We start from the raw sequence: 20460 nt of genomic DNA, 5'->3' as shown, positions 1-20460 counted from the left end.
GTTTTTTTGAAGGGTAACAATTTAGCTTTATCTAAATCCCTATGCTCTGTTTTTTTTGAAGGGTTACATAACAGCTGAAGCAGTCCCTTATAATTGGCCAAATTATATTTTAAAAAAGAGGTCTAGTTTCACAGTAACGTCTTACTGTAAAAACGTTTCACTTTTCGGATGCCAAAACTAAAGGAACAAGTTTTTCAAAACAAACTATGCTTGTCGAGATTCAGGAATTCCGATGTTTTTATATTTTAAAAAACAGTAATACAGTATTTTAAATCAAATTATTTTTGTTAGAAAACATTTTTTATAATATGATTCTAACATTTTTATGCGAGTACAGAAGTGATTTAAAATTAAAAGCTACTGATCCCGTTTATTATTTGTAATAGAGAGAATTCCTAATTGATGGTGTTCTAGTGTGAAGTTGTATTACTGTTAGATCTATAACAAACCTCTTTTTTGATTTAGAAGGAAATGTAAATAGCTAAATTATTTTTTTCCTCGGTTAAATTCTCTTGTATATATAATTCCAAAGAACCAGGGGGAGGTTGGAATATTTTGTTGTCTACATTTTTCCAATAATTTTCGGTATAATTACTAGGGGTTTTAAACGTATAAAAACTATCTAATCCTTTTGAACCTATTTCAATCCATCTTTGTTATATCCGTACTATTATAAATTGAATTTATATTGTAATTATTTAAAAGTGATTCGATACCTAAAGATCTCATGATTTTAGGTTTGCTCTTTGAAATAATTTCCAATAATAATACAGATTTATTATTGGAATTTGTTGCAATACCTTTTATCGAATTATTATTTTTATCAATTATTTTTTTCAAACCATTTCTATAGTTTTGAAAATTATATTCAGTACACCAGAAACGACCACCTTCAATTAAAATTACTTCTTGTGTATTAAGTTCCTTTAAATTCAAATTTTCTAAATTCTTGATTTTTTAAACTAAATATTTGTTTTGTAATAAAATGGTTTTCTGTAAAATTCTTTTTAACTTCTTTGAAAGTCTTTTTAGTAATTCTGCATTAGAACTTAAATTTAACTCCATGTTTTATTTAATTAATTTTGTGACATTAGAGCGATTCTGTATGTATTTGTCCCTCAAAAACAGTAAAAGGATTAAACTAAAAATTATAATAGTTTCTATGTCGTCTAAATTTTTTGAAAATATTTGAAAGTTGTCAATAAAGAACCCTTTAAAATCATTTCGACCTACTAATCCAAACGATATAAAATCCCAAATTATATGTAAGCCTATAGGGACAAAAATTGAATTGAATTTTTCATATAGAATTGAGAATAAAATCCCCATAAATAAAATCCCTAACAACCAAAAGTATGATGTTTCGGCAGGATTAAAACTCATAATGTGAGCAACAGTGAAGATAACTGATGAGAAAACAACAGTAAGATTAAAAGATATTCCATGGTTTATGAAAAGAGTATTTATAAAACCCCTGAAGTACAGTTCTTCCCAAGAACCAACTATAACTGAACTAACGAGTATTAGAAAAACCGAATCAAAAGTTGTTTTAGAAAAATTTATATTTATATTATTTAACAATAATAGAATTCCTAAAGAAATAGTTAAGACAGAAAACCCTATTAATGAACCAATGAGCAGATTTTTGGCAATAAATTTTTTTGAAAATCCAAAGGAATCAGTTTCTATTTTAAAGATCTTTTCTAAGCTTATTTTTGTAAGGTAGTATATTAGAATTGGAATATGAAGGGATAATATAGTCAATGAAAATTCAGTTAAATGTACTTTCAATAAATTTGAAACTATAATCTCTAGATAGGCTAGGATTCCAATTACTATTAAACTTAAAAGAATTGAAATTGAAATTTTAAGATTCTTATTCATGTGAATTATTAATTATACCCCAGTATAGAAAGAAAAGAGTATTAGCCAAAACAAATTTATTTATTGCTTTTCGAGAATATTTTATTGAAATTTCGGGATGATTATTAAAACAGCGAATAATCTCTTTCATTGAACATTCGTTTTCATATAGAGAAAGTATGATTTTTTGCATCGTAGTAAGTTTAATATCTATATAATCATTGATTTCAGGTAATATTTTTGAAATTATAGTAATTTGTTTGGATCTACTATCCATAAATGCATTCCAAATTTTACCATTTATATCGTCGGAAAGAAGTAATTTTTCAATCAAAGTATAATCGTGATTGGTATTGTTAATGAAAGTACATTTCGAAAGTTTGAAAATAAAATTTCTAATTTCTAAATATTTACGGTCTTTTATTTTTTGAAAAGTTAAATAACTTATTTTGTTAAATTCTTTTATTCTTTTGGTGTTTTCTTCATTTAATTTTTCATTAAAGTTTACTTTATTCAACTCAAATAAATAACAATTTTTAATGATTATACTTTTTGTTTCTTCTATATCTTTTAAGAAGTTTTCAGAAAATTCAATAGAAAAATTATATTTTTTTAATAGAAATAATGTTTTCCTAAAATCACTTTTTTTCATAATAAACTATTTGATTTATCTAATTCTATAATTTTGTTATATACTTTTGGAAACTCATATTGCAGTCGTTTTTCTAATTGACATGCTATCAAAATACTTTTTTTATTCATTCCTAAGGGATGTATATAATTCATTTTGTTAACATCTAAAAAATTCACTAGCTGACCATTAAATAATTTGGAAGCTGTTACATCTGTTTTGTTTGGTTTCATTTCTTTAAAAACAGGAGTAATTTTAATTTTTTTATCAATAGCCAAATAATAACAAAATAATTGTTCATAAACAGTATTGAATCTGCCAAGATCTGTTTTTGAAAAACAATTGGTATTTCGATCTACAAATTCTAACGCTTTTTCAACATATTCTTTTATAAATCCAATATCATTTGAACCAAATGTCCCAGCATTAAAACTTATAATGTTTTTTTTACTTTTAACAATTTTATAAATCTCGTTAGGAATGTAATCGAAACTATTTTCTATTTCGATTAATGAAGTCTTGTAATAATGTTGATTATATTCCAGATTTTGAACAATTAATTCGTTTTTACGTGAAAAATCGGGTAATTTTTTCCAAATAAAAACGTCGCCATCTAAATGTAAAAAATCATTTTTTGCTTTCCCATATGTTTTTAATTTCCCAAGAGCCCATAAGGAATGATTGACATTTAAATTTTCTAAATCTATATCAATTTCATTATATGGTAATTCTAATTTATCAATAAGTAATTCTTTTCCAATGTGGTCCGTTACCAAAACTAAATTTTTATAATATTTCTTTAATCGGTATACACTTAATGCCCAAGCCATATAAAAATGTCGTCTATGAACCCATCCACCTATACTTCTGCCATTATTGAGGATTGGATTTTTATCATCTATGTCAAACTGGTATGGTTTGAACCACATGCTTTGATAAATTGTGGTGTTATTTTTGCTCATTTTACTTGCCTATATTGTTTATATCTGTACTTTCCAATTGTTTTTTTTCTGAATTTATTTCGGTTTCCCCTTTGTTTTTTAGTTTCCCAAAATTATAAGTCAATTTAAACCAGACTACCCGACTATCATAAGTATTGAAATAGTTAATATTTAAATTGGGAGATGGTATTAATCCATTTATTTCAAATTTGTGAAGTACATCGAGCGCATGAATAGATGTTTCTAATTTTTTATTAAAAAATTTACGGGTTAGATTTATGTTTAACATTTGTATAGGTTTTTTAATCTGATAAACTTCATATGTTCCTTCTGTCATAAAACCATAGTCCATAGTTAATTTGAATGTATAAGGCAATATAATTTGTGTTTGAATGTAGAATTGCCAAAAAGATTTGTGGTCAGTCAAATAAGAATAATTGATAACTTTATGATTATTATAAGATACGTAAAGTAATAAACCGCTCATTTTATCTAAATCTAAAGGTTGATTAAAAAAACTCATCCCTTTATTTATTAAACCAAATGGTATTGGAATAGACGCATATGTTGTATAATATTTTATTGCATCGTATGTTCGATATGACTGGACTGTGTTTAATGATTCTTTTGGAGTATAAAAAGACATTAGGTTGACATTTTTAGAATATGAATAGTCGTTGCCTAATTGAAGCCAACTAAAAGCCGAAACTTTAAAAGAAAAATTATCATAAAAATTAGGCTGTAAAAATGGATTCCCAATATTTGAATTAAATTGGTCAAAATATCCTGAATTATTAGGATCTAATTGATTATAGGATGGGAGTGAAATTTTACGAGTATAATTGGCCGAAATATTGATGTTTGATGTTAATTCATATAATAGATGCATAGTTGGAAATAGATTATTAATATGATTTTCTATTTCGTTATTATTTTGAACGGTGTGACTTTTATATTTTAAATCTTCTAGTCTTAATCCAGCGGTTACATTTAATTTGCCAATTTTCTTTTTAATTTCAGTGTATAATGCAAAACTTATTTCGTCATAATTAAAATTTAGTTGATTTATATAGGTTGGATTGTCAATAATTGAAGAAGAAGAATTGTTTAAATTATAGTTTCCTAAACTGCTAGAATTCAAGTAATTGATTTTTCCGCCAATGTTTAAAGTAAAATCAAGATTTTTGAAAGGTAAGTGAATATCATATTTTAAATAGGAGTTGTTCAGCTTTAAATCTATATTATTAATTCCATACGTTTTTATGGAATTTTCTTCTTGAATTGATTCACTTGAGTTAGTACGATTAAACAAAGAAGAGTAGATTGTTATTTGGTGGTTTTTTCCTAAAGTATCTAATTCAGTTTTAAATTTTGCAATGAATTCTTGATTGTTGTTCTTACTTAAAAAAGTATAATTATTTGACAATATTACTGGAGGAGAAGCGGCTATGGTATTTGATTCACTTAGAGTATTTGCTACATTATCAGCAATATTTAAATTATAATTTAGTATTAAGTTTGAATTTTTACTCAATTTAAAATTCACCATGGGTCTCAGGTAAAAGTTCTTATTTGTGTTTTCGGAGGAACTATTTTGTAAAAACTTTACTTCAGGATTAAAAGAGGTGAAAATTTTATCAGTTTTCGTATAACTATCTCCCTCTTGATAATTGTAACCGGATTGCAGTTGCCAATTTATATTTTTCATTTTACCATTCAAAATAGTAGAAGGTGCGGGTTTATTATTTCCATTATATCCATAGTGCAAATTGATGGTGCCACTTAAGCCTTCTAAACCTTTACTGTAAGTAATAATGTTAATAATCCCACCGCTCGTGTTTGCTTCATAAGCGGATCCTGGATTTGCTATGAGTTCTATTTTCTCCACTGTATTTGCGGGTAAACTTTGAATAAAACTTATTAAATCTTGTCCAGACAGATTACTAGGATTACCATCAATGTAAACCGCGGTTTCCTTACCGTTCATTGCTAGATTGCCTGAAGGATTAACTAAAACGCCAGGTAGTTTTTTGACAGCATCTACAACCATACCTGTTGACAATATTGGATTGTCCTTAACAAGATAAGTTGTCTTATCTGCTTCAACTTTTATAAATTGCTTTTTATAACCTAAAATAGTAACTTCTTTTAAGGTTGTTAATTCGCTTTTCTTCAGAAATATTCTTCCTAAATCTAATTTTTCGGTTTCCTCTAGAGTCGAAAAATTAATTATTTCTTCTTTATAATTATTTGCATTAGCTATAAGTCTGTAGAAACTTGTTTTTTTGGGGAGATCATATTCAATTTCACAATTATCGGACTCTGTGGCAAATAATTTTTGATATTGATTGTTGTCAAACTTTTCAATTGTAATTGTTCTTCTATTCATATCTTCACAGTTGATACTTTCTAATTCGATTTGAATTCGTAAATGAATTGTTTGAGAGAAAAGAGAGTAGGAGAACAATAGAAAAACTATTGCTATACTTTTTTTTGTCATAGTTAATTTGTTACGTTTGCCAGCAATAAATTTTTATTGAAGAGATGATTAATTAATTTTAGATTATTTGTATTTGAAAGTATTGGATTAAATAGTGACTTTCTTAAAAGGTCAGCTAATATTGGGATTATATAATATGAATTTAAAGTCTTTTTATCTAATAGATAAAGGTCTTCTGTAGTTGTGAATAAGGAATACTCATTCAAATTAAAATGATATAATTTGTTGGTATTATTGTCTATAGCTTGATCTTCAATGTCATTAAAATGATTTATATAATCAGTTGTATTATTTGATTTATCAATTAGACTTTTATGTAAGTACCTCCAAACTTCCCATTGTTCTGGGTATTGTTTTAAAAAAACAGAAAATTCGTTCCAAATATTCTCCATAACAAATCGATCCTCATTTTTATTTCTTGATATTATGGAATTTGAAATATGATAAACAATATCTTTGTTATCCTCGATATAGTTAAAAACATTTACAATAGGGGTTTTAGTTAGATATGAAATAAATGAAACCCCTTTGCGAACATTTATTTTATTATCTAAAAAATGGATTTCACATAGATTTTCTTTTTTTTCTAATGCTCCAAGGTTTCCATCAATATAGATAAGTAAACTTTTACCTGATTTTAACTCTCTTATTGATGTTAATGCAGAATTTTTATCTTCCGCATCTATTAGTTTCAAATCAAAATTTTGACCATCTTTCATTATATCTTTAAAACGAGTTCCATTATGAGATAAACTATTGCTTGATATTAAAGCTGAAAACTCAATCCCATTTGCATATAAAAAATTTGCATTTGTTAAATACATGCCTAAATGAAAAGTCGTAATAATATGCGGCCTAGTTTTTAGGTTTTGAAGGTTTTTATATGAATTGGGAGTAAATTTTGGTTCTTTTTTTGACAAAAGTTCACCATCATTTGTATGAGTTTCTGTTTTATAAGATTCATAAACTAAATTGTCTTTGTAAATTTTAAAATGCTCTTCAATAGGTAGTTCAGATAAAAATCTTGAAAGTAAAGTCGACATCATTCCAAATAAATTAATATCTTTTAGAGTATCAAAATTTCTGTTTTCGGAAATAGTTTTTTTATTATTAGCAATTATATTTTTTAAACTCATACTTTTAAATTTAGTTTGTTATGATTGTTTTTATTCTATGATATGTCGATTTTATAAACATGTAAACGAAAAACACATAAAGCACTATTTTTCCCCAAGTAATTAAATCAAAGCCGTTTAATATACTTTCATAATGGTTTTTCGCATTAATAATCATGTATTTAGTTGTTTTGAAAAAAAAGTAGAACCAAAATAAAAAGCTAACAAATGAGTAGAGAACTAATATTTTTCTTTTGTCTCTTAAAAAAAGAAGTGATTGTTTTGGAGAGAATATGAATCTAAATAATTGGATAAAACATTTGTCAGCTTTCATCTCTAGATTGACGATATTAAAGTAATCACTAAAGATCCAATAACCATCATTTTTAAAAAATGGATTTAATGCAAATAATATGCTGAAACAATTAATTAAAAATAAAATACTCACTATTATATTTTCAGAGTTTAATAATAATATTAGAACAAAAATTATGTTTAATATCAGTTGAAAATATATTCCGGAAATGTTAACTAATATTTTTTCAGTTTTTTTTAATGACCAAATTCCTGTAAGTTCTGTGTACAAAACAGGCATTGTAAAATAAAAACCAAAACCAATTTCTTTAGGCATTATATCATATCTATAGGAAGCGCTTGCATGGCCGATTTCATGTAAAAAAATAATTAAAATAAACAGTAGATATATAGTAATAAATTGAGGTAATTGTTCTACGATATTTGAATTTAATCGATTCTGCAAATTCGAAATATTATCAAAAAAAAAGATGTTATATGAAATAGACGTTACCGTTCCTAAAATTGATAAAAAGGAAAATATTTTTTTGTTGAATAGATATATGGAAAGAAAATGTAAAAGTTTTTTAATTTTATAAGGATCAATTAATTTTATTTTTAAATAGATGTAACTTGACTTACTTGTATATTTTGTGTTAAGAGCAATTATTTCTTTTATCTTATCGTCAGAAATTATTGAGTTAATAATCTCTTCATTATAAAAAACTGTATTCTTTTCTTGATTTAAATAAAGTGCGATTTTAGAAAATGGCCAGTCTAATCTATATTTTTCTAAAATTATATACATAATTTCAGTAATAGAAAAAAAGACATCACCACTTTTTATAAGAAACTTATTTTCCTCCTCGATTTTAATTAATTCTATTTTTTTTTGCATTTTATAAACTTGGGTAAATAATATGTTTGATTAGCCTTTATTAAAGAGATTATTATAAGAAACGCAGTTTGGTTTAATTATAAGTTTCAGGGATACAGAATCATAAATGAGGTTTATAGATTTATTTCTTATCTCTTTTGTAATGGTTTAGTATTTTGGATAGTATTGATTTTGTATATGAAATATTTTTTTCATGATTCATTATGATAGTATTATGAAAGTTAAAATGTTTAAAACAAATTTATTTTGATTCTTCAACCATAAGCATTTACCGTTTGTTTCAAAATTGTAATTAAATAAAACTATAGTTTTGTCAATAAAGCCAAAACTATAGTTTTGAAAGGAAAAACTATTTTCCTACTGTTGTGGTAGTTGAATTTCCATTAGAACAATAAGAATCTAAAGCTGCTAGAGTATTCATTTCTAATCTTTCCTCTAGTTGCTCAATGTTTAAAATTGCATTGATTTTTTTATTTAAAATTTCATTTTTCATTATTAGGTAAATTTGATTATATAAATGCATTCTTTTTTCCGGCATCTGCATTTCCGAGTTGCTCTGCTTTTTTTATAGGGTTACAATACAGCTGAAGCAATCCCTTATAATTGGCCAAATTATATTTGAAAAACGGTTCAATTTCGCAGTAACGTCTTACTAAAAAATCGATTCAATTTTCTGAGGACAAAACTATTGGAAGAATTTATTCGAAACAAATGACCGTTGTCGGGATTCGGGAATTCCGTTATGGATTTCAAGAATTTAGGTGTTTGTGTTTGTATAAATTACTATAATACAACGTTTTGGTATAAATTTGTGAAATGTATTATTTTTCTTCATAAACTTACTTCTTTACAGTATTTTTGCGCAAACCCCCAATATAATGACCTACCTACTTTGGAATAAAAAGCTATTTTTATTCTTACTACCCTTTACATTACTATCTCAAGTTCAAAAGATGGATCTTAGACGATTGTCTTATGATGAGTTGCACGATTTGTATTTTGATAATGAGAAAAATCCGAAAATACAATTGGAATTCGCGAAAGCTTATTTAGCGAAAGCTAATAGAGAAAATATCCCTATTCGGAAAGCTAAAGCAAACTATCAATTTGCACTATTATATTATGAGACAGATATTAATAGAGCAATTATGTATTTAGATAGTGTTATTAAATACTCAAAAAACACGAATGATAAGTTTTTTCCTGCGGCGGCTTATTGTGAAAAAGCGGATTTTCTAAAAAAGCAATTTAAATTTAAGGAAGCGATGGCTAATTATAATTTGGCTGAAAAAATAGCGCTTAAAACCAATATAGACTTCTATTACAATGTACGAGATTACATAGGTTTAACTAAATCAGAAGATTTAGGCGAATATAATGAGGCTTTAGCTATATACAAAGATTGCTTTAATTATTATAAGACAAAAAATATAAGAGATGCAAAATATTCCAGTTACTACCAAGGGATTATTTTCGGCATTGCTGATTGTTACAAATCACTCAACAATACAGATTCCACTACCTATTATAATAGATTAGGCTATAATGAATCAAAAATCACAAAGGATGACGAAAACAAACATTTATTTATACTTAATGAAGGAGCAAATCAAGTATTAAAAAAAAATTACAAAGCAGCGCTAGACAGTATTAACAAAGCATTACCGAAAATGATTGAATATAATAATGTTGGTAACGCATTGGCTGCCTATTACTATTTAGGAAAAACATACGATGGTTTAGGAAATAAAACACTTGCTGTGAAAAATTTCATTAAAGTAGATTCCATTTATAAAAAAACTAAAGAAATAAGTAATGAATTTATAGACGGATATCCCTACTTAGTTTCATACTACAAAGACAATGGAGATAAAGAAAATCAATTAAAGTACATAACTGCGTATATGGAAATAGATAATACTTTACAGAAAAACTATAGAGTTTTAAATAAATTAGTACATAAAGAATACGATACGCCGCATTTATTTTCTGAAAAAGAAGCGCTAATAAAATCCCTAGAAAATGATAAAGGTAAATTTTACTGGGGTATTGGAGGTTTGCTTTTCATGACAGTTTCTATTACTGGATTTGGGTTTTACCAACTGAATCTTAAAAAAAGATACAAATCAAGATTTGAACAAATCATGAATCAAACTGTGGTAACAAATGATAATATAACAAATCCTAGTAACAAAGAAATTACAACTGAAATTCAAACCAGCAATAGCAAAGAAGATATTGGAATTGCAGATGAACTGGTTCTGCAAATACTTGATAAACTAAAACATTTTGAGACAAAAAAAGATTATTTAGAACCTAATATTACAATTCAACAGTTATCAACCAAATTTGAGACTAATACTAAATATCTGTCTAAAATTGTAAATGTTTATAAAGGAAAATCATTTATTCAATACATAAATGATTTAAGAATTGAGTTTGCTCTAGTTCAATTGCAAAAAGATACTAAATTGAGCAAATATACTATTCAAGCACTAGCTTTAGAGTTTGGATTTAATAGTGCGGAATCTTTTTCTGCTGCTTTTTATAAAAAGGCAGGTATAAAACCCACTTATTTCATCAAAGAATTGGAAAACTCAAATAGTATATAAGTGATATGTTATCAGATTTTTAAACACTTTTTCTAATCGAAATTCGTGAATTCCGACAAGTAAAATGAAGTATTTTTTATTTTTAAATAGAGGACAGCATAAATTTGCCGCTTCTTACAAACCGATAAAAATTTTAAATTCATGAAAACTAGCAAAAAGGAAAAAAGAAACAAAAAATTTGATTTAGAAAAAATGAAAGTTGCGAAATTAGAAAATATTCATTTGATAAATGGTGGATATGCTCTTGGATTTGATGATCCAATTGATACGAATCGTGGTAAAAATGGATCTTCTATAGATTGCAACCGCTAATTTATAACTCGCAATGGTTATAGCAACAATATTAAATGTTATCATAAAAACATGAAACCAATTTATACATTAGTTTTCTTTTTTTTAATTTCCATAGGTTGCAAATCAACAAAGGAATCGACTTTTTCTTCTGGCAAATTGCCCCCAAAAAAAGAGTTTAATCCACTGACAATGAAAATATGGCATCAAAAAGACTACAGGCAAGATACGATTCCAGGGATTTCTCTAGACAAATGGTTTGGACAAAATAAAAAGAGACCAAAAAGTAAAAACATTATTGTTGCCGTATTAGACACCCAAATTGATTTGAGTCATGAAGATTTGCAAGGACAAATCTGGAAAAACCCGAATGAAATTTCAAACAATGGTATCGATGACGATAAAAATGGTTATATCGATGACATAAATGGTTGGAGTTTTACAGGAACCAAAAGTGGTGGATATGTAGTATGGAATAGATATGAATACGTGCGTATCGTAAAAGAGTGGAGACTATTATTCGAGGATAAAAGGGAATTTCAAATCGATGTTCATGACTTGTATAAATATAAAGAATATCAAAGAGCGTTAAAAACACTAGAAGAAAAAGACAAGTATTATAGAAAATGGTTTAAATCGTTAAATTATAAGGCAGCTATTTATCCTATGGTAAAAGACACTTTAAAATATTTTTTTCCAAAAGAAGATTATACGTATCAGCAATTGGACAGTATCTATAAAAAATATAAAATAAATGACAAAAAATTTTGGCAAAGACGTGATGATAACGATCAAGATTTAGGAGCGTTAATTGATTGTATGATGGCCAATCTAGAAATGAATCAAAAAACTTTAGAGGACATCAAAGACCAGCAAACTCAACTGGACTCTATTGTCAATAAAAACTTGAATTTAAATTATAATGAACGACTTCCAATAGGCGACAATCCAACTATTCTAGAAAAGGGATACGGTAATAACAATGTTAACAATACGATAAAGGGAGTCAGAACAATTCAAGATCACAACACCATGGTATCTGGAATTATTGCTGGAAACAGGATTAATAGTAAAGGAATAAAAGGGATTGCACAGAATGTGAAAATTATGCCTTTGAACATTTCGCCTTCTGGTGATGAACACGACAAAGATATCACAATGGCGATACGATATGCCGTAGATAATGGGGCAAAAATAATCAATATGTCCTTTGGAAAAGAATTCTCAATGCACGAAGATTGGGTATTAGAAGCTTTTAAATATGCCGAAGAGCATAATGTTCTGCTGGTTCATAGTGCAGGAAATGATAGTCAAAGTGTAGATGAAAATGAATCTTATCCTCGAGATATTCGTTATGATGAATCGAAAGAAATTTGTAACAATTTTATCAATGTGGGATCTATAACGCATAAGCTAGACAGTACGTTTGTGTCTGATTTTTCTAATTATGGCAAGCAAAATGTAGATTTATTTGCCCCTGGAGATGAAATATACACTACAGGAGCGGGCAATATCTATAAAACTGAATCTGGAACTTCCTTTTCGGCTCCTATGGTTTCAGGAACAGCGGCTTTGATTTGGACGTATTATCCTAAACTGTCGGTAGCGGAAGTCAAACAAATTATACTTGATTCGGGAACGGCTTATGATTTAGAAGTCCTGGTCCCAGGAGGAGCGGGCAAGAAAGTTCCTTTTTCAGAATTATCTAAATCTGGAAAAGTTTTGAATGTCTATAATGCGATGCAGCTTGCAGAAAAAGTGAGTAAAAAAGGTAACTAACAACTTTTAAATTCGTTTATTTAAAATGGGATCATCTTTTAAGATTTTAGTATAACCATAGAAAAAATTAATGAAGACAATTTATACTCTCTTTTTCTTTATATTATTCTTTTTAAGTTGTAAATCTGTAAAAGAGGCAACTACTTCTTCTGGCAAATTGCCCCCCAAAAAAGAGTTTAGTCCATTGACTATGAAAATGTGGCATCAAAATGACTACAGGCAAGATACTATTCCAGGGATTTCTTTAGACAAATGGTATGGACAAAATAAAAAGAGACCAAAAAGTAAAAGCATTATTGTTGCTGTAATAGACACCCAAATTGATTTGAAGCACGAAGATTTGCAGGGTCAAATCTGGACAAACCCCAATGAAATTCGAAACAATGGGATTGACGATGACAAAAACGGTTATATAGACGACATCAATGGCTGGAGTTTTACTGGAACCAAAAGTGGTGGGTATGTTGTATGGGGTAATTTTGAGTATACTCGCGTAATAAGAAATTGGAGGCAATTCTTCAAGAATAAAACAGAAAACCAAATTGATGTTCTTGACCTGCCAAATTACAAAGAATACCAAAGAGCTGTTAAAATGCAGGAGGAAAGAATTATTTATTACAATAGATGGTTACAGTCTATTAAACATAGTGTTACAGTTTACCCATTAATAAAAGACACCCTAAAACATTTTTTCCCTAAAGAAGATTATACATATAAACAATTGGATAGTTTGTATAAAAAATATAAGATTAATGACAAAACATATAGACAAAGGCGTGAGGACAATGATAAGGATTTAGGAGCCCTGATTGACTATAGAATGCTTAGTCTCGAGAGTAATGAAAATTCACTAGAGGATATTTTAGAAAATAAAGTACAAATAGACTCTATTGTAAATAAAAATTTAAACCTAAATTTTAATGAACGAACTGCTATTGGTGACAATCCACAAAAATTAGAAAAAGGATATGGTAATAACCTAGTATGTAACAACAAAGTAGGCTATAGAATCATTCAAGACCATTGCACCAAAGTCTCTGGGATTATAGCTGCCAACAGAAAAAATAATATTGGAATAAAAGGAATTACCCAAAATGTAAAAATCATGCCATTAAGTATTTCTTATTCTGGCGACGAGAATGATAAAGACATTGCCATGGCTGTACGTTACGCAGTTGATAATGGTGCCAAAATAATCAATATGTCTTTTGGGAAAGAATTTTCTTTGAACAAAGATTGGGTTTTTGAGGCTTTTAAATATGCCGAAGAAAACAATGTTCTACTTGTTCATTGCGCAGGTAATAATAGATTTAACGTAGATGAAAATCCATATTATCCTAGCGACAATCGTTTTGATCTATCTAAAGAAGTGTGTGGTAATTTTATCAATGTAGGCTCCATTTCATCTAGACTTGACAGTACTTTTGTATCGGGTTTTTCAAATTTTGGCAAACAAAATGTAGACTTATTTGCCCCTGGAGAAGAAATCTATACTACATCTACAGGCAATACCTATGTGTCCGATTCCGGAACTTCACTTGCGGCTCCGATGGTTTCAGGAACAGCAGCTTTGATTTGGACGTATTATCCTAAACTGTCGGTAGCGGAAGTTAAACAAATTATACTTGATTCGGGAACGGCTTATGATTTAGAAGTCCTGGTTCCAGGAGGAGAGGGTAAAAAAGTTCCTTTTTCAGAATTATCCAAATCTGGCAAAGTTTTAAACGTGTACAATGCGATGCAACTTGCTAAGAAAGTGAGTAAAAACAAACGATAATGAACAATTACAATGTTCAGCCTTTTGGGCAATTCGTTTTAAGAACTCCTTTGTTTCCGATGTCTTTGTACATTAATTTATTGGAAAACTATTCTTCAGAAAATATATTGCAATTATTTGAAAGCCCTTTTGTTAAAGAAGCAATTCGAATGGCTTCACCCGAACTATTAGAGGGTTTAAATAAATGGAAAACAAATCCTGCGAGTTTATCAAATAAAAAAAAGAATGGTTTAGAGCTAAGCTTATTGAAATATATCGCCAGAATGTCAGCACGTTGTACTCCTTTCGGATTATTTGCAGGTTGCACAGTAGGTACTATGGCTCCTGAGACTGAGATTACACTTAAATCTGTTGATAATTTCGAACGCTTTACCCAATTTGATATGCAGTTTTGGGTTGCAATGTTGCACCAATTTACGAATCGGAAAGAGGTTAGAAAGCATCTTAAATATTATCCCAATAATTCCATTTACAAACTCGGCGATTTCTACCGTTATGTCGAATACAATTATGTAAAAACAAAAAGAGAGCATAGTATTTCGGCATTAAGAAAATCGACATTATTAGAAGAAATTTTGTTTCAAGCGAAATTGGGTGTGACTATAGATGAGATGGTTTTTCTTCTTGCAGATGATGAAGATGAAAAAGAGGAAGCTTTTGAGTTTGTCAATCAATTAATCGATTTCCAGTTTCTTGTAAGTGAATTGGACGCCACTCTGACAGGGAGTGATGAATGGGAAAGAGTTTTGACTATTTTTAGTAAAATTCCCAGTTTGAAATTAGATTACGAATTATTTCAAAAGTTAAGAAAACAGTTTCTGGAATTAGATGCCAATCTTATTCCTGCTGAAAAAAAATACGAGGATATAAAAACCTTAATTCAAAAAACAGCGGTGAACTATGACGAAAAATACCTTTTTCAAACAGACCTAAATATTGCATGTTCAGTAAACAAACTAGATTGGAATGTCTCCAAAAAAGTATTGAAAGCCGTTAGGTTTTTAAACGGAGTTCAAAAAGAAAAAAAATCAGCAAATCATGTAAACTTTATTAAAACGTTCGTTAAAAGGTATGAATCCAGAGAAATGGCATTGACAACTGTTTTAGATACTGAAACGGGAATTGGCTATCTTCAAAATTCTGACATGAACGATACGCATGCAATATTAGAAAATTTTTCTTTTAAAAGTAAAACACCCCAAGTAGAGAATCAGCCTTGGACAGCCTACGATTTCATATTGGAAAAAAAAGTAAAAAACTGTCTTTTTAAAAAGGAAAAATTGATTTCATTATCTGAAAAAGATTTTCCTGATTTTAATGCCAACTGGAATAAATCACCAGCTACATTTTCAGTAATGATTGAACTTTTAAACAATGAAAAAATAGCTTTTGAATCTTCGGGAGATGTGAGTGCAGCAAAATTACTCGGACGTTTTTGTAATGGGAATGCCCAGATTCAGAATTTGACAAATAAAATTATAGAAAAGGAGACTGTATGTCTTTCGGATAAAATTCTTGCAGAAATTGTCCATTTTCCTGAATCAAGAACCGGAAATATATTGAGAAGACCTGTTTTAAGAGAATATGAAATTGCCTATCTCTCGAACTCTGGAGTAACGGAAGACTATACTATTGATTTAAATGATTTGATGATTTCCGTAAAAAACGACAAAATTATTTTACGGTCAAAAACACACAATAAAGAAGTGATTCCCTGTTTGTCAAATGCCCATAATTATTCGAATAAATCGCTGCCTATTTATCATTTTTTATGCGATTTACAGTCACAAGATGTGAAACCGATTTTTAGTTTTAGTTGGGGTGTCTTGGAATCACATTATGATTATTTTCCAAGAGTCGAATATGATGAAGTTATACTTTCGAAAGCAAAATGGATTGTGAGTAAAGATGAAATCGCAATTTTATCTAAACAAGAGGAACACGATTTATTTGGATTTTTTGCGGCCTGGAGAAAAGAGCGGCAAATAAGTCGTTTTGTAAATTGGGTCCATTTTGATAACACCCTTTTGCTTGATCTTGAAAAAGAAATTTGCATACAACTATTTTTAAAATCGGTTCAGAGCTATAGTAGAATTATTTTAGAAGAATTTTTGTTTACCCAAGGATCTGTAGTTAAAGATATAAATGGAGAAAAATTTACCAATCACTTAATATTGTCATTTTATAAAGAACAATTGTAAAGAATGCAGAGAGATTTTTGTTTAGGAAGTGAATGGCTATATTATAAAATATACACAGGTGTTAGGACGGCAGATACTGTTTTACTTGAAAAATTATATCCGGTTATTTTGGATTTAAAAGAAAGAAATCTGATTAGCAAATGGTTTTTTATACGATATAAAGATTCAGATGAGCATCTTAGAATTCGTTTTTTAACCCAAACCCAAGATAAATTATCCGAAGTTATTGCTGCACTTTATCCTGTTTTTAACCAGATGCTTGAAGAAAATATTGTCTGGAAAATACAAACTGATACTTATCAGAGAGAGATTGAAAGATACGGTAAAAATACGATGATTGATTCGGAGTTTCTTTTTTGGATGGATAGCGAAATGATTGTAGAGTACTTAACTATAAAATCCTCTTTCAAAAAAGATGAAACGCAACTGTTATTCAGTTTTTGTGCGATTGATCATTTTTTAAATTCATTTTTAAAAACCAACGCAGATAAATTGGCCTTAATGGATGTGCTGCAATTCTCTTTTAAAAAAGAATTTGATACGGATAAGAATCTCAAAAAAGAAGTGAACAAACAGTACCAAGAGTTATCAAGGGAAATAGATCGGTTTCTTACAGGAAAAGCGCAAAATGATTTTTTTGAAATTTTCAAAATGATTCAGAAAAAACAAAATCAAGCCAATAAGACAATTTTGTTAATCAAAAATAAATTAGAAATTCCTTTGCCTGAATTTTTAATGAGTCATATTCATATGATGATTAACCGGCAATATACTTCGAAACAAAGAATGTATGAGTTGTTGATTTACGATCATTTGTATAGGTATTATAAAATGATACAGTATAAAAGTATACGTTAGTTTATAAGTAATGACTCTCCAATCGCCAGTAAGAGTTCACTTTTTTTGATTAATTTTGGGGTCTATTTTTGAAACAAGATGCAATTAAAAATCGTTGAACTCACTACCAAAAAAGAAATGCTGGCGCAAATAGAAGTCATCAAGCATTTGTACCCAAAATTCACCCTCGAAAAATACGAATCCTATCTCACCGAAATGATTCCGCACAATTACAAACAACTGGCCGTTTTTGAGGATGGGGTTTGTGTAGGCATAACAGGATTCTGGACAGGAGTCAAACTATGGTCAGGGAAATACATAGAGATAGACAATTTCGTTGTACATCCGGACCACCGTTCCAAAGGGATTGGTAAAATGATGACCGATTATATTGATAAAAAAGCCAAAGAAAGCAACTGCACCATGATTGTGCTCGATGCCTTTACAGGAAACTTTACCGCCCACCGCTTTTATTACAACCAGGGATATGTGCCAAAAGGATTCCATTTTTTAAAGATTCTAAACGAAGACGGACTATCTTAAAAACAACCAAATGAAAAGCAGTATAAAAATAAGTCCTTTTTTGTTGCTGATTGTCAGTCTTTTTTCTTGCGCCTCAAAACCGGAATATCAGTCTGATTTTCCACAGGAAATAGCAAAGGTCTATTTTCAAAAAACAACGAAGGAACCGGAAAAGCAAGTCACAGAAATTCGGTTGTATGTCGAATTTTCAAAGCCACTGGTGAACGACATTCAGTTGCAAAAAATTTATTTTCAAAATCAGCAAGCCAAGCCAGTAGCCTTAGATTCAAAAAGGTATAGTGCCGTTTTTTTCAAAAGAGTGGGGGCACAAGATCTTATTATGGATGCGGAGGCAACAAAGGAGTACGGAAATAAACCACCTGTAGTATCCAAACCAAAATTCAAATTACAACCGGACGAAGCCATGATCGAGTATACAAGAAACAACACGATCCATTTTGCTAAAATAACCAACATCAAAGAAAGAGAAATGATTTCGTCTCCTCCTAAGAAATAAACCAAAGATTTAGTTATTTTTGTTTAATAAATACTAATAAACAAGACCACTTTGGGATTATATAAAAATCTTTTTAAACAGACTGCGATTTACGGACTGGCAACGGTTTTACCTCGTATGCTGAGTTTCTTACTCGTACGATTATACACAGGAATATTACCAACGGCCGAATATGGCGAAGTGTCCATCGTACTTTCCTGGATGGTTTTCTTCAATGTAATTTTGTCCTACGGAATGGAAACTGCCTTTTTCCGTTTTTACAATTCTGAAACCGATAAGCAAAATGTAATTGCTACCACAACAATATCAATCTTTTGGTCTTCCATTTTCTTCCTTTTCGGAGCCTTAATTTTTAGAAGCACCTTAGCCGCCTGGGCCGAAGTCGATGTGCAATACATTACCTATTCCATCTGGATTTTGGTTTTGGATGCCTTGGTGATTGTGCCGTTTTCTAAACTGCGAGCCAATCAAAGACCAATGATGTATGCGGCCATCAAGATTGGGAATGTAGTGGTAAACCTCGTCCTGAATCTTTTCTTTTTATTACTCTTACCTCAAATAGCAGAGGCCAGTCCAAATTCATTTATAGGCAATTTATACGTTGAAAACTTCGAAATAGGCTATATTTTCGTATCCAATTTATTGGCAAGTTTAGCGACTTTTGCAGTACTGTCACCCGATTATCTTCTCTTGAAACGAAATTTTGATGCCGTTCTTTGGAAAAAAATGATGAAATACGGGCTGCCTATTTTAGTGGCCGGAATTGCATTTGCGGTCAACGAGCATTTCGACAAAATCCTGTTGGGGTATTTGCTTCCGGACAATATTGCAAAATCCGAAGTAGGAGCTTATTCCGCCTGTTACAAACTCGGCTTGTTCATGGTCTTGTTCGCCACCGCCTTCCGTTTAGGGATTGAGCCCTTCTTTTTTAGCCATGCTGGTAACGAAGATGCGCCACAAACCTACGCTGTAATCACCAAATATTTTGTCATTTTAGGATCCTTAATACTGTTGGGGGTCATCGTTTTTGCCGATGTTTTAAAGTTTTTGCTTCTGGACAATAAAACCTATTGGGAAGCCATGAAAGTAGTGCCGCTGATTATTTTGGCCAACTTTTTCCTGGGAATTTACAACAACCTTTCCGTTTGGTACAAACTCACGGACAAAACCATAATTGGGGCCTACATTTCCATCGTGGGAGCGGTAATAACCTTGGTTTTAAATTACCTTCTAATCCCGAAATTCAGTTATTACGGCTCTGCAATCGCAACCATATCGGCTTACGGAAGCATGATGGCGATATCGTATGTATTGGGAAACAAACATTATCCGATCCCTTATGATATGGAAAAAATCGGGGCTTATCTGGGAATTTCGATAATCTTCTCCTTCATTTCATTTTACGGATTCAGAGAAAATTATTTCGTGGGAATTACATTGTTACTGCTATTCATGTACTTTATATTTCACAACGAAAAACAAACCATACTAAGCATAGCAAAACGAAAAAAGAAATAAAAAACAGTCAGAAATTTTAAGTTTGTAAAATGAGGAGCCAATCGCGCTGTACATTGCAAGCTTTTTTATAAAATAGGTTTTTTCCAAGACCAAAAAAGGAGCTTCTTCTAGTCGCTCTTTTTAGTCAGTAAAAAATACAATTTTCTTAAAAAAGGCTTTTCATT

The 20460-nt window shown here is 29.7% G+C and carries 18 protein-coding genes; 10 read left to right on the top strand and 8 right to left on the bottom strand.

Features of this window, described 5'->3' with window-relative positions; translation table 11 throughout:
- Window positions 1-642: 642 nt before the first annotated feature.
- Both ABEB23_RS07905 and ABEB23_RS18315 read right to left on the bottom strand, forming a co-directional pair.
- The gene (locus ABEB23_RS07905; RefSeq protein WP_348811994.1) at window positions 643-936 is read right to left on the bottom strand and encodes a hypothetical protein; all 294 of its coding nucleotides are present in this window, start codon (window positions 934-936) and stop codon (window positions 643-645) included.
- Window positions 937-1068: 132 nt separating this feature from the next.
- Window positions 1069-1485 carry a CPBP family intramembrane glutamic endopeptidase gene (locus ABEB23_RS18315; protein WP_369077061.1) on the bottom strand — a complete coding sequence of 139 codons (417 nt, stop codon included), beginning with the start codon at window positions 1483-1485 and terminating at the stop codon, window positions 1069-1071.
- Between ABEB23_RS18315 and ABEB23_RS07900 the strand changes: the two genes are divergently transcribed.
- A complete protein-coding gene (locus ABEB23_RS07900; protein WP_348811993.1) occupies window positions 1397-1726 on the top strand; it encodes a hypothetical protein in 330 nt (109 codons plus the stop codon). The genes ABEB23_RS18315 and ABEB23_RS07900 overlap by 89 nt on opposite strands.
- Window positions 1727-1876: 150 nt before the next feature.
- On the opposite strand, the gene ABEB23_RS07895 is transcribed toward ABEB23_RS07900, so the two are convergent.
- From ABEB23_RS07895 to ABEB23_RS07870, 6 genes are all read right to left on the bottom strand, one after another.
- Window positions 1877-2515 carry a hypothetical protein gene (locus ABEB23_RS07895; RefSeq protein ID WP_348811992.1) on the bottom strand — a complete coding sequence of 213 codons (639 nt, stop codon included), beginning with the start codon at window positions 2513-2515 and terminating at the stop codon, window positions 1877-1879.
- The gene (locus tag ABEB23_RS07890) at window positions 2512-3456 is read right to left on the bottom strand and encodes a DUF6734 family protein (protein WP_348811991.1); all 945 of its coding nucleotides are present in this window, start codon (window positions 3454-3456) and stop codon (window positions 2512-2514) included. Before ABEB23_RS07890 ends, ABEB23_RS07895 begins: the two co-directional genes overlap by 4 nt.
- A 1-nt stretch (window position 3457) precedes the next feature.
- Window positions 3458-5935 (bottom strand): outer membrane beta-barrel protein, encoded by a 2478-nt coding sequence (locus ABEB23_RS07885; RefSeq protein WP_348811990.1) that lies wholly within the window; start codon window positions 5933-5935, stop codon window positions 3458-3460.
- Between the two features lie 2 nt (window positions 5936-5937).
- On the bottom strand, window positions 5938-7071 hold the full coding sequence (locus ABEB23_RS07880; protein WP_348811989.1) for a hypothetical protein: 1134 nt from the start codon (window positions 7069-7071) through the stop codon (window positions 5938-5940).
- 10 nt (window positions 7072-7081) lie between these two features.
- The gene (locus tag ABEB23_RS07875; protein ID WP_348811988.1) at window positions 7082-8242 is read right to left on the bottom strand and encodes a zinc metalloprotease; all 1161 of its coding nucleotides are present in this window, start codon (window positions 8240-8242) and stop codon (window positions 7082-7084) included.
- Window positions 8243-8591: 349 nt separating this feature from the next.
- Window positions 8592-8735, bottom strand: coding sequence for a hypothetical protein (locus ABEB23_RS07870; protein WP_348811987.1), 144 nt, complete (start codon window positions 8733-8735; stop codon window positions 8592-8594).
- A gap of 385 nt (window positions 8736-9120) precedes the next feature.
- Between ABEB23_RS07870 and ABEB23_RS07865 the strand changes: the two genes are divergently transcribed.
- From ABEB23_RS07865 to ABEB23_RS07825, 9 genes are all read left to right on the top strand, one after another.
- Entirely contained in the window at window positions 9121-10854 is a 1734-nt protein-coding gene (locus tag ABEB23_RS07865; protein WP_348811986.1) for a helix-turn-helix domain-containing protein, read from the top strand.
- A gap of 141 nt (window positions 10855-10995) precedes the next feature.
- A complete protein-coding gene (locus tag ABEB23_RS07860) occupies window positions 10996-11166 on the top strand; it encodes a hypothetical protein (protein WP_348811985.1) in 171 nt (56 codons plus the stop codon).
- 171 nt (window positions 11167-11337) lie between these two features.
- Window positions 11338-12924 carry a S8 family peptidase gene (locus tag ABEB23_RS07855; RefSeq protein WP_348811984.1) on the top strand — a complete coding sequence of 529 codons (1587 nt, stop codon included), beginning with the start codon at window positions 11338-11340 and terminating at the stop codon, window positions 12922-12924.
- Window positions 12925-12994: 70 nt separating this feature from the next.
- Window positions 12995-14701 (top strand): S8 family peptidase, encoded by a 1707-nt coding sequence (locus ABEB23_RS07850; RefSeq protein WP_348811983.1) that lies wholly within the window; start codon window positions 12995-12997, stop codon window positions 14699-14701.
- Window positions 14701-16902, top strand: coding sequence for a lantibiotic dehydratase family protein (locus ABEB23_RS07845; protein ID WP_348811982.1), 2202 nt, complete (start codon window positions 14701-14703; stop codon window positions 16900-16902). Before ABEB23_RS07850 ends, ABEB23_RS07845 begins: the two co-directional genes overlap by 1 nt.
- 3 nt (window positions 16903-16905) lie before the next feature.
- Window positions 16906-17760 (top strand): thiopeptide-type bacteriocin biosynthesis protein, encoded by an 855-nt coding sequence (locus ABEB23_RS07840; RefSeq protein ID WP_348811981.1) that lies wholly within the window; start codon window positions 16906-16908, stop codon window positions 17758-17760.
- Window positions 17761-17838: 78 nt separating this feature from the next.
- The gene (locus ABEB23_RS07835) at window positions 17839-18282 is read left to right on the top strand and encodes a GNAT family N-acetyltransferase (protein WP_348811980.1); all 444 of its coding nucleotides are present in this window, start codon (window positions 17839-17841) and stop codon (window positions 18280-18282) included.
- Window positions 18283-18292: 10 nt separating this feature from the next.
- A complete protein-coding gene (locus ABEB23_RS07830; protein WP_348811979.1) occupies window positions 18293-18778 on the top strand; it encodes a hypothetical protein in 486 nt (161 codons plus the stop codon).
- A gap of 51 nt (window positions 18779-18829) precedes the next feature.
- Entirely contained in the window at window positions 18830-20296 is a 1467-nt protein-coding gene (locus tag ABEB23_RS07825; RefSeq protein WP_348811978.1) for a lipopolysaccharide biosynthesis protein, read from the top strand.
- Window positions 20297-20460 lie beyond the last annotated feature (164 nt).

This window comes from Flavobacterium maritimum (genome assembly GCF_040049085.1).
GTDB lineage: Bacteria > Bacteroidota > Bacteroidia > Flavobacteriales > Flavobacteriaceae > Flavobacterium > Flavobacterium maritimum.
The sequence above is the reverse complement of the archived record's forward strand: the minus strand, read 5'-3'. Positions and strand labels throughout refer to the sequence as shown.

Bases quoted from the DNA above. Each gene is read 5' to 3' on its own strand.
- ABEB23_RS07895 (WP_348811992.1), bottom strand. From the start codon at position 2,515: ATGAAAAAAAGTGATTTTAGGAAAACATTATTTCTATTAAAAAAATAT.
- ABEB23_RS07890 (WP_348811991.1), bottom strand. From the start codon at position 3,456: ATGAGCAAAAATAACACCACAATTTATCAAAGCATGTGGTTCAAACCA.
- ABEB23_RS07885 (WP_348811990.1), bottom strand. From the start codon at position 5,935: ATGACAAAAAAAAGTATAGCAATAGTTTTTCTATTGTTCTCCTACTCT.
- ABEB23_RS07880 (WP_348811989.1), bottom strand. From the start codon at position 7,071: ATGAGTTTAAAAAATATAATTGCTAATAATAAAAAAACTATTTCCGAA.
- ABEB23_RS07875 (WP_348811988.1), bottom strand. From the start codon at position 8,242: ATGCAAAAAAAAATAGAATTAATTAAAATCGAGGAGGAAAATAAGTTT.
- ABEB23_RS07870 (WP_348811987.1), bottom strand. From the start codon at position 8,735: ATGAAAAATGAAATTTTAAATAAAAAAATCAATGCAATTTTAAACATT.
- ABEB23_RS07865 (WP_348811986.1), top strand. From the start codon at position 9,121: ATGACCTACCTACTTTGGAATAAAAAGCTATTTTTATTCTTACTACCC.
- ABEB23_RS07860 (WP_348811985.1), top strand. From the start codon at position 10,996: ATGAAAACTAGCAAAAAGGAAAAAAGAAACAAAAAATTTGATTTAGAA.
- ABEB23_RS07855 (WP_348811984.1), top strand. From the start codon at position 11,338: ATGAAAATATGGCATCAAAAAGACTACAGGCAAGATACGATTCCAGGG.
- ABEB23_RS07850 (WP_348811983.1), top strand. From the start codon at position 12,995: ATGAAGACAATTTATACTCTCTTTTTCTTTATATTATTCTTTTTAAGT.
- ABEB23_RS07845 (WP_348811982.1), top strand. From the start codon at position 14,701: ATGAACAATTACAATGTTCAGCCTTTTGGGCAATTCGTTTTAAGAACT.
- ABEB23_RS07840 (WP_348811981.1), top strand. From the start codon at position 16,906: ATGCAGAGAGATTTTTGTTTAGGAAGTGAATGGCTATATTATAAAATA.
- ABEB23_RS07835 (WP_348811980.1), top strand. From the start codon at position 17,839: ATGCAATTAAAAATCGTTGAACTCACTACCAAAAAAGAAATGCTGGCG.
- ABEB23_RS07830 (WP_348811979.1), top strand. From the start codon at position 18,293: ATGAAAAGCAGTATAAAAATAAGTCCTTTTTTGTTGCTGATTGTCAGT.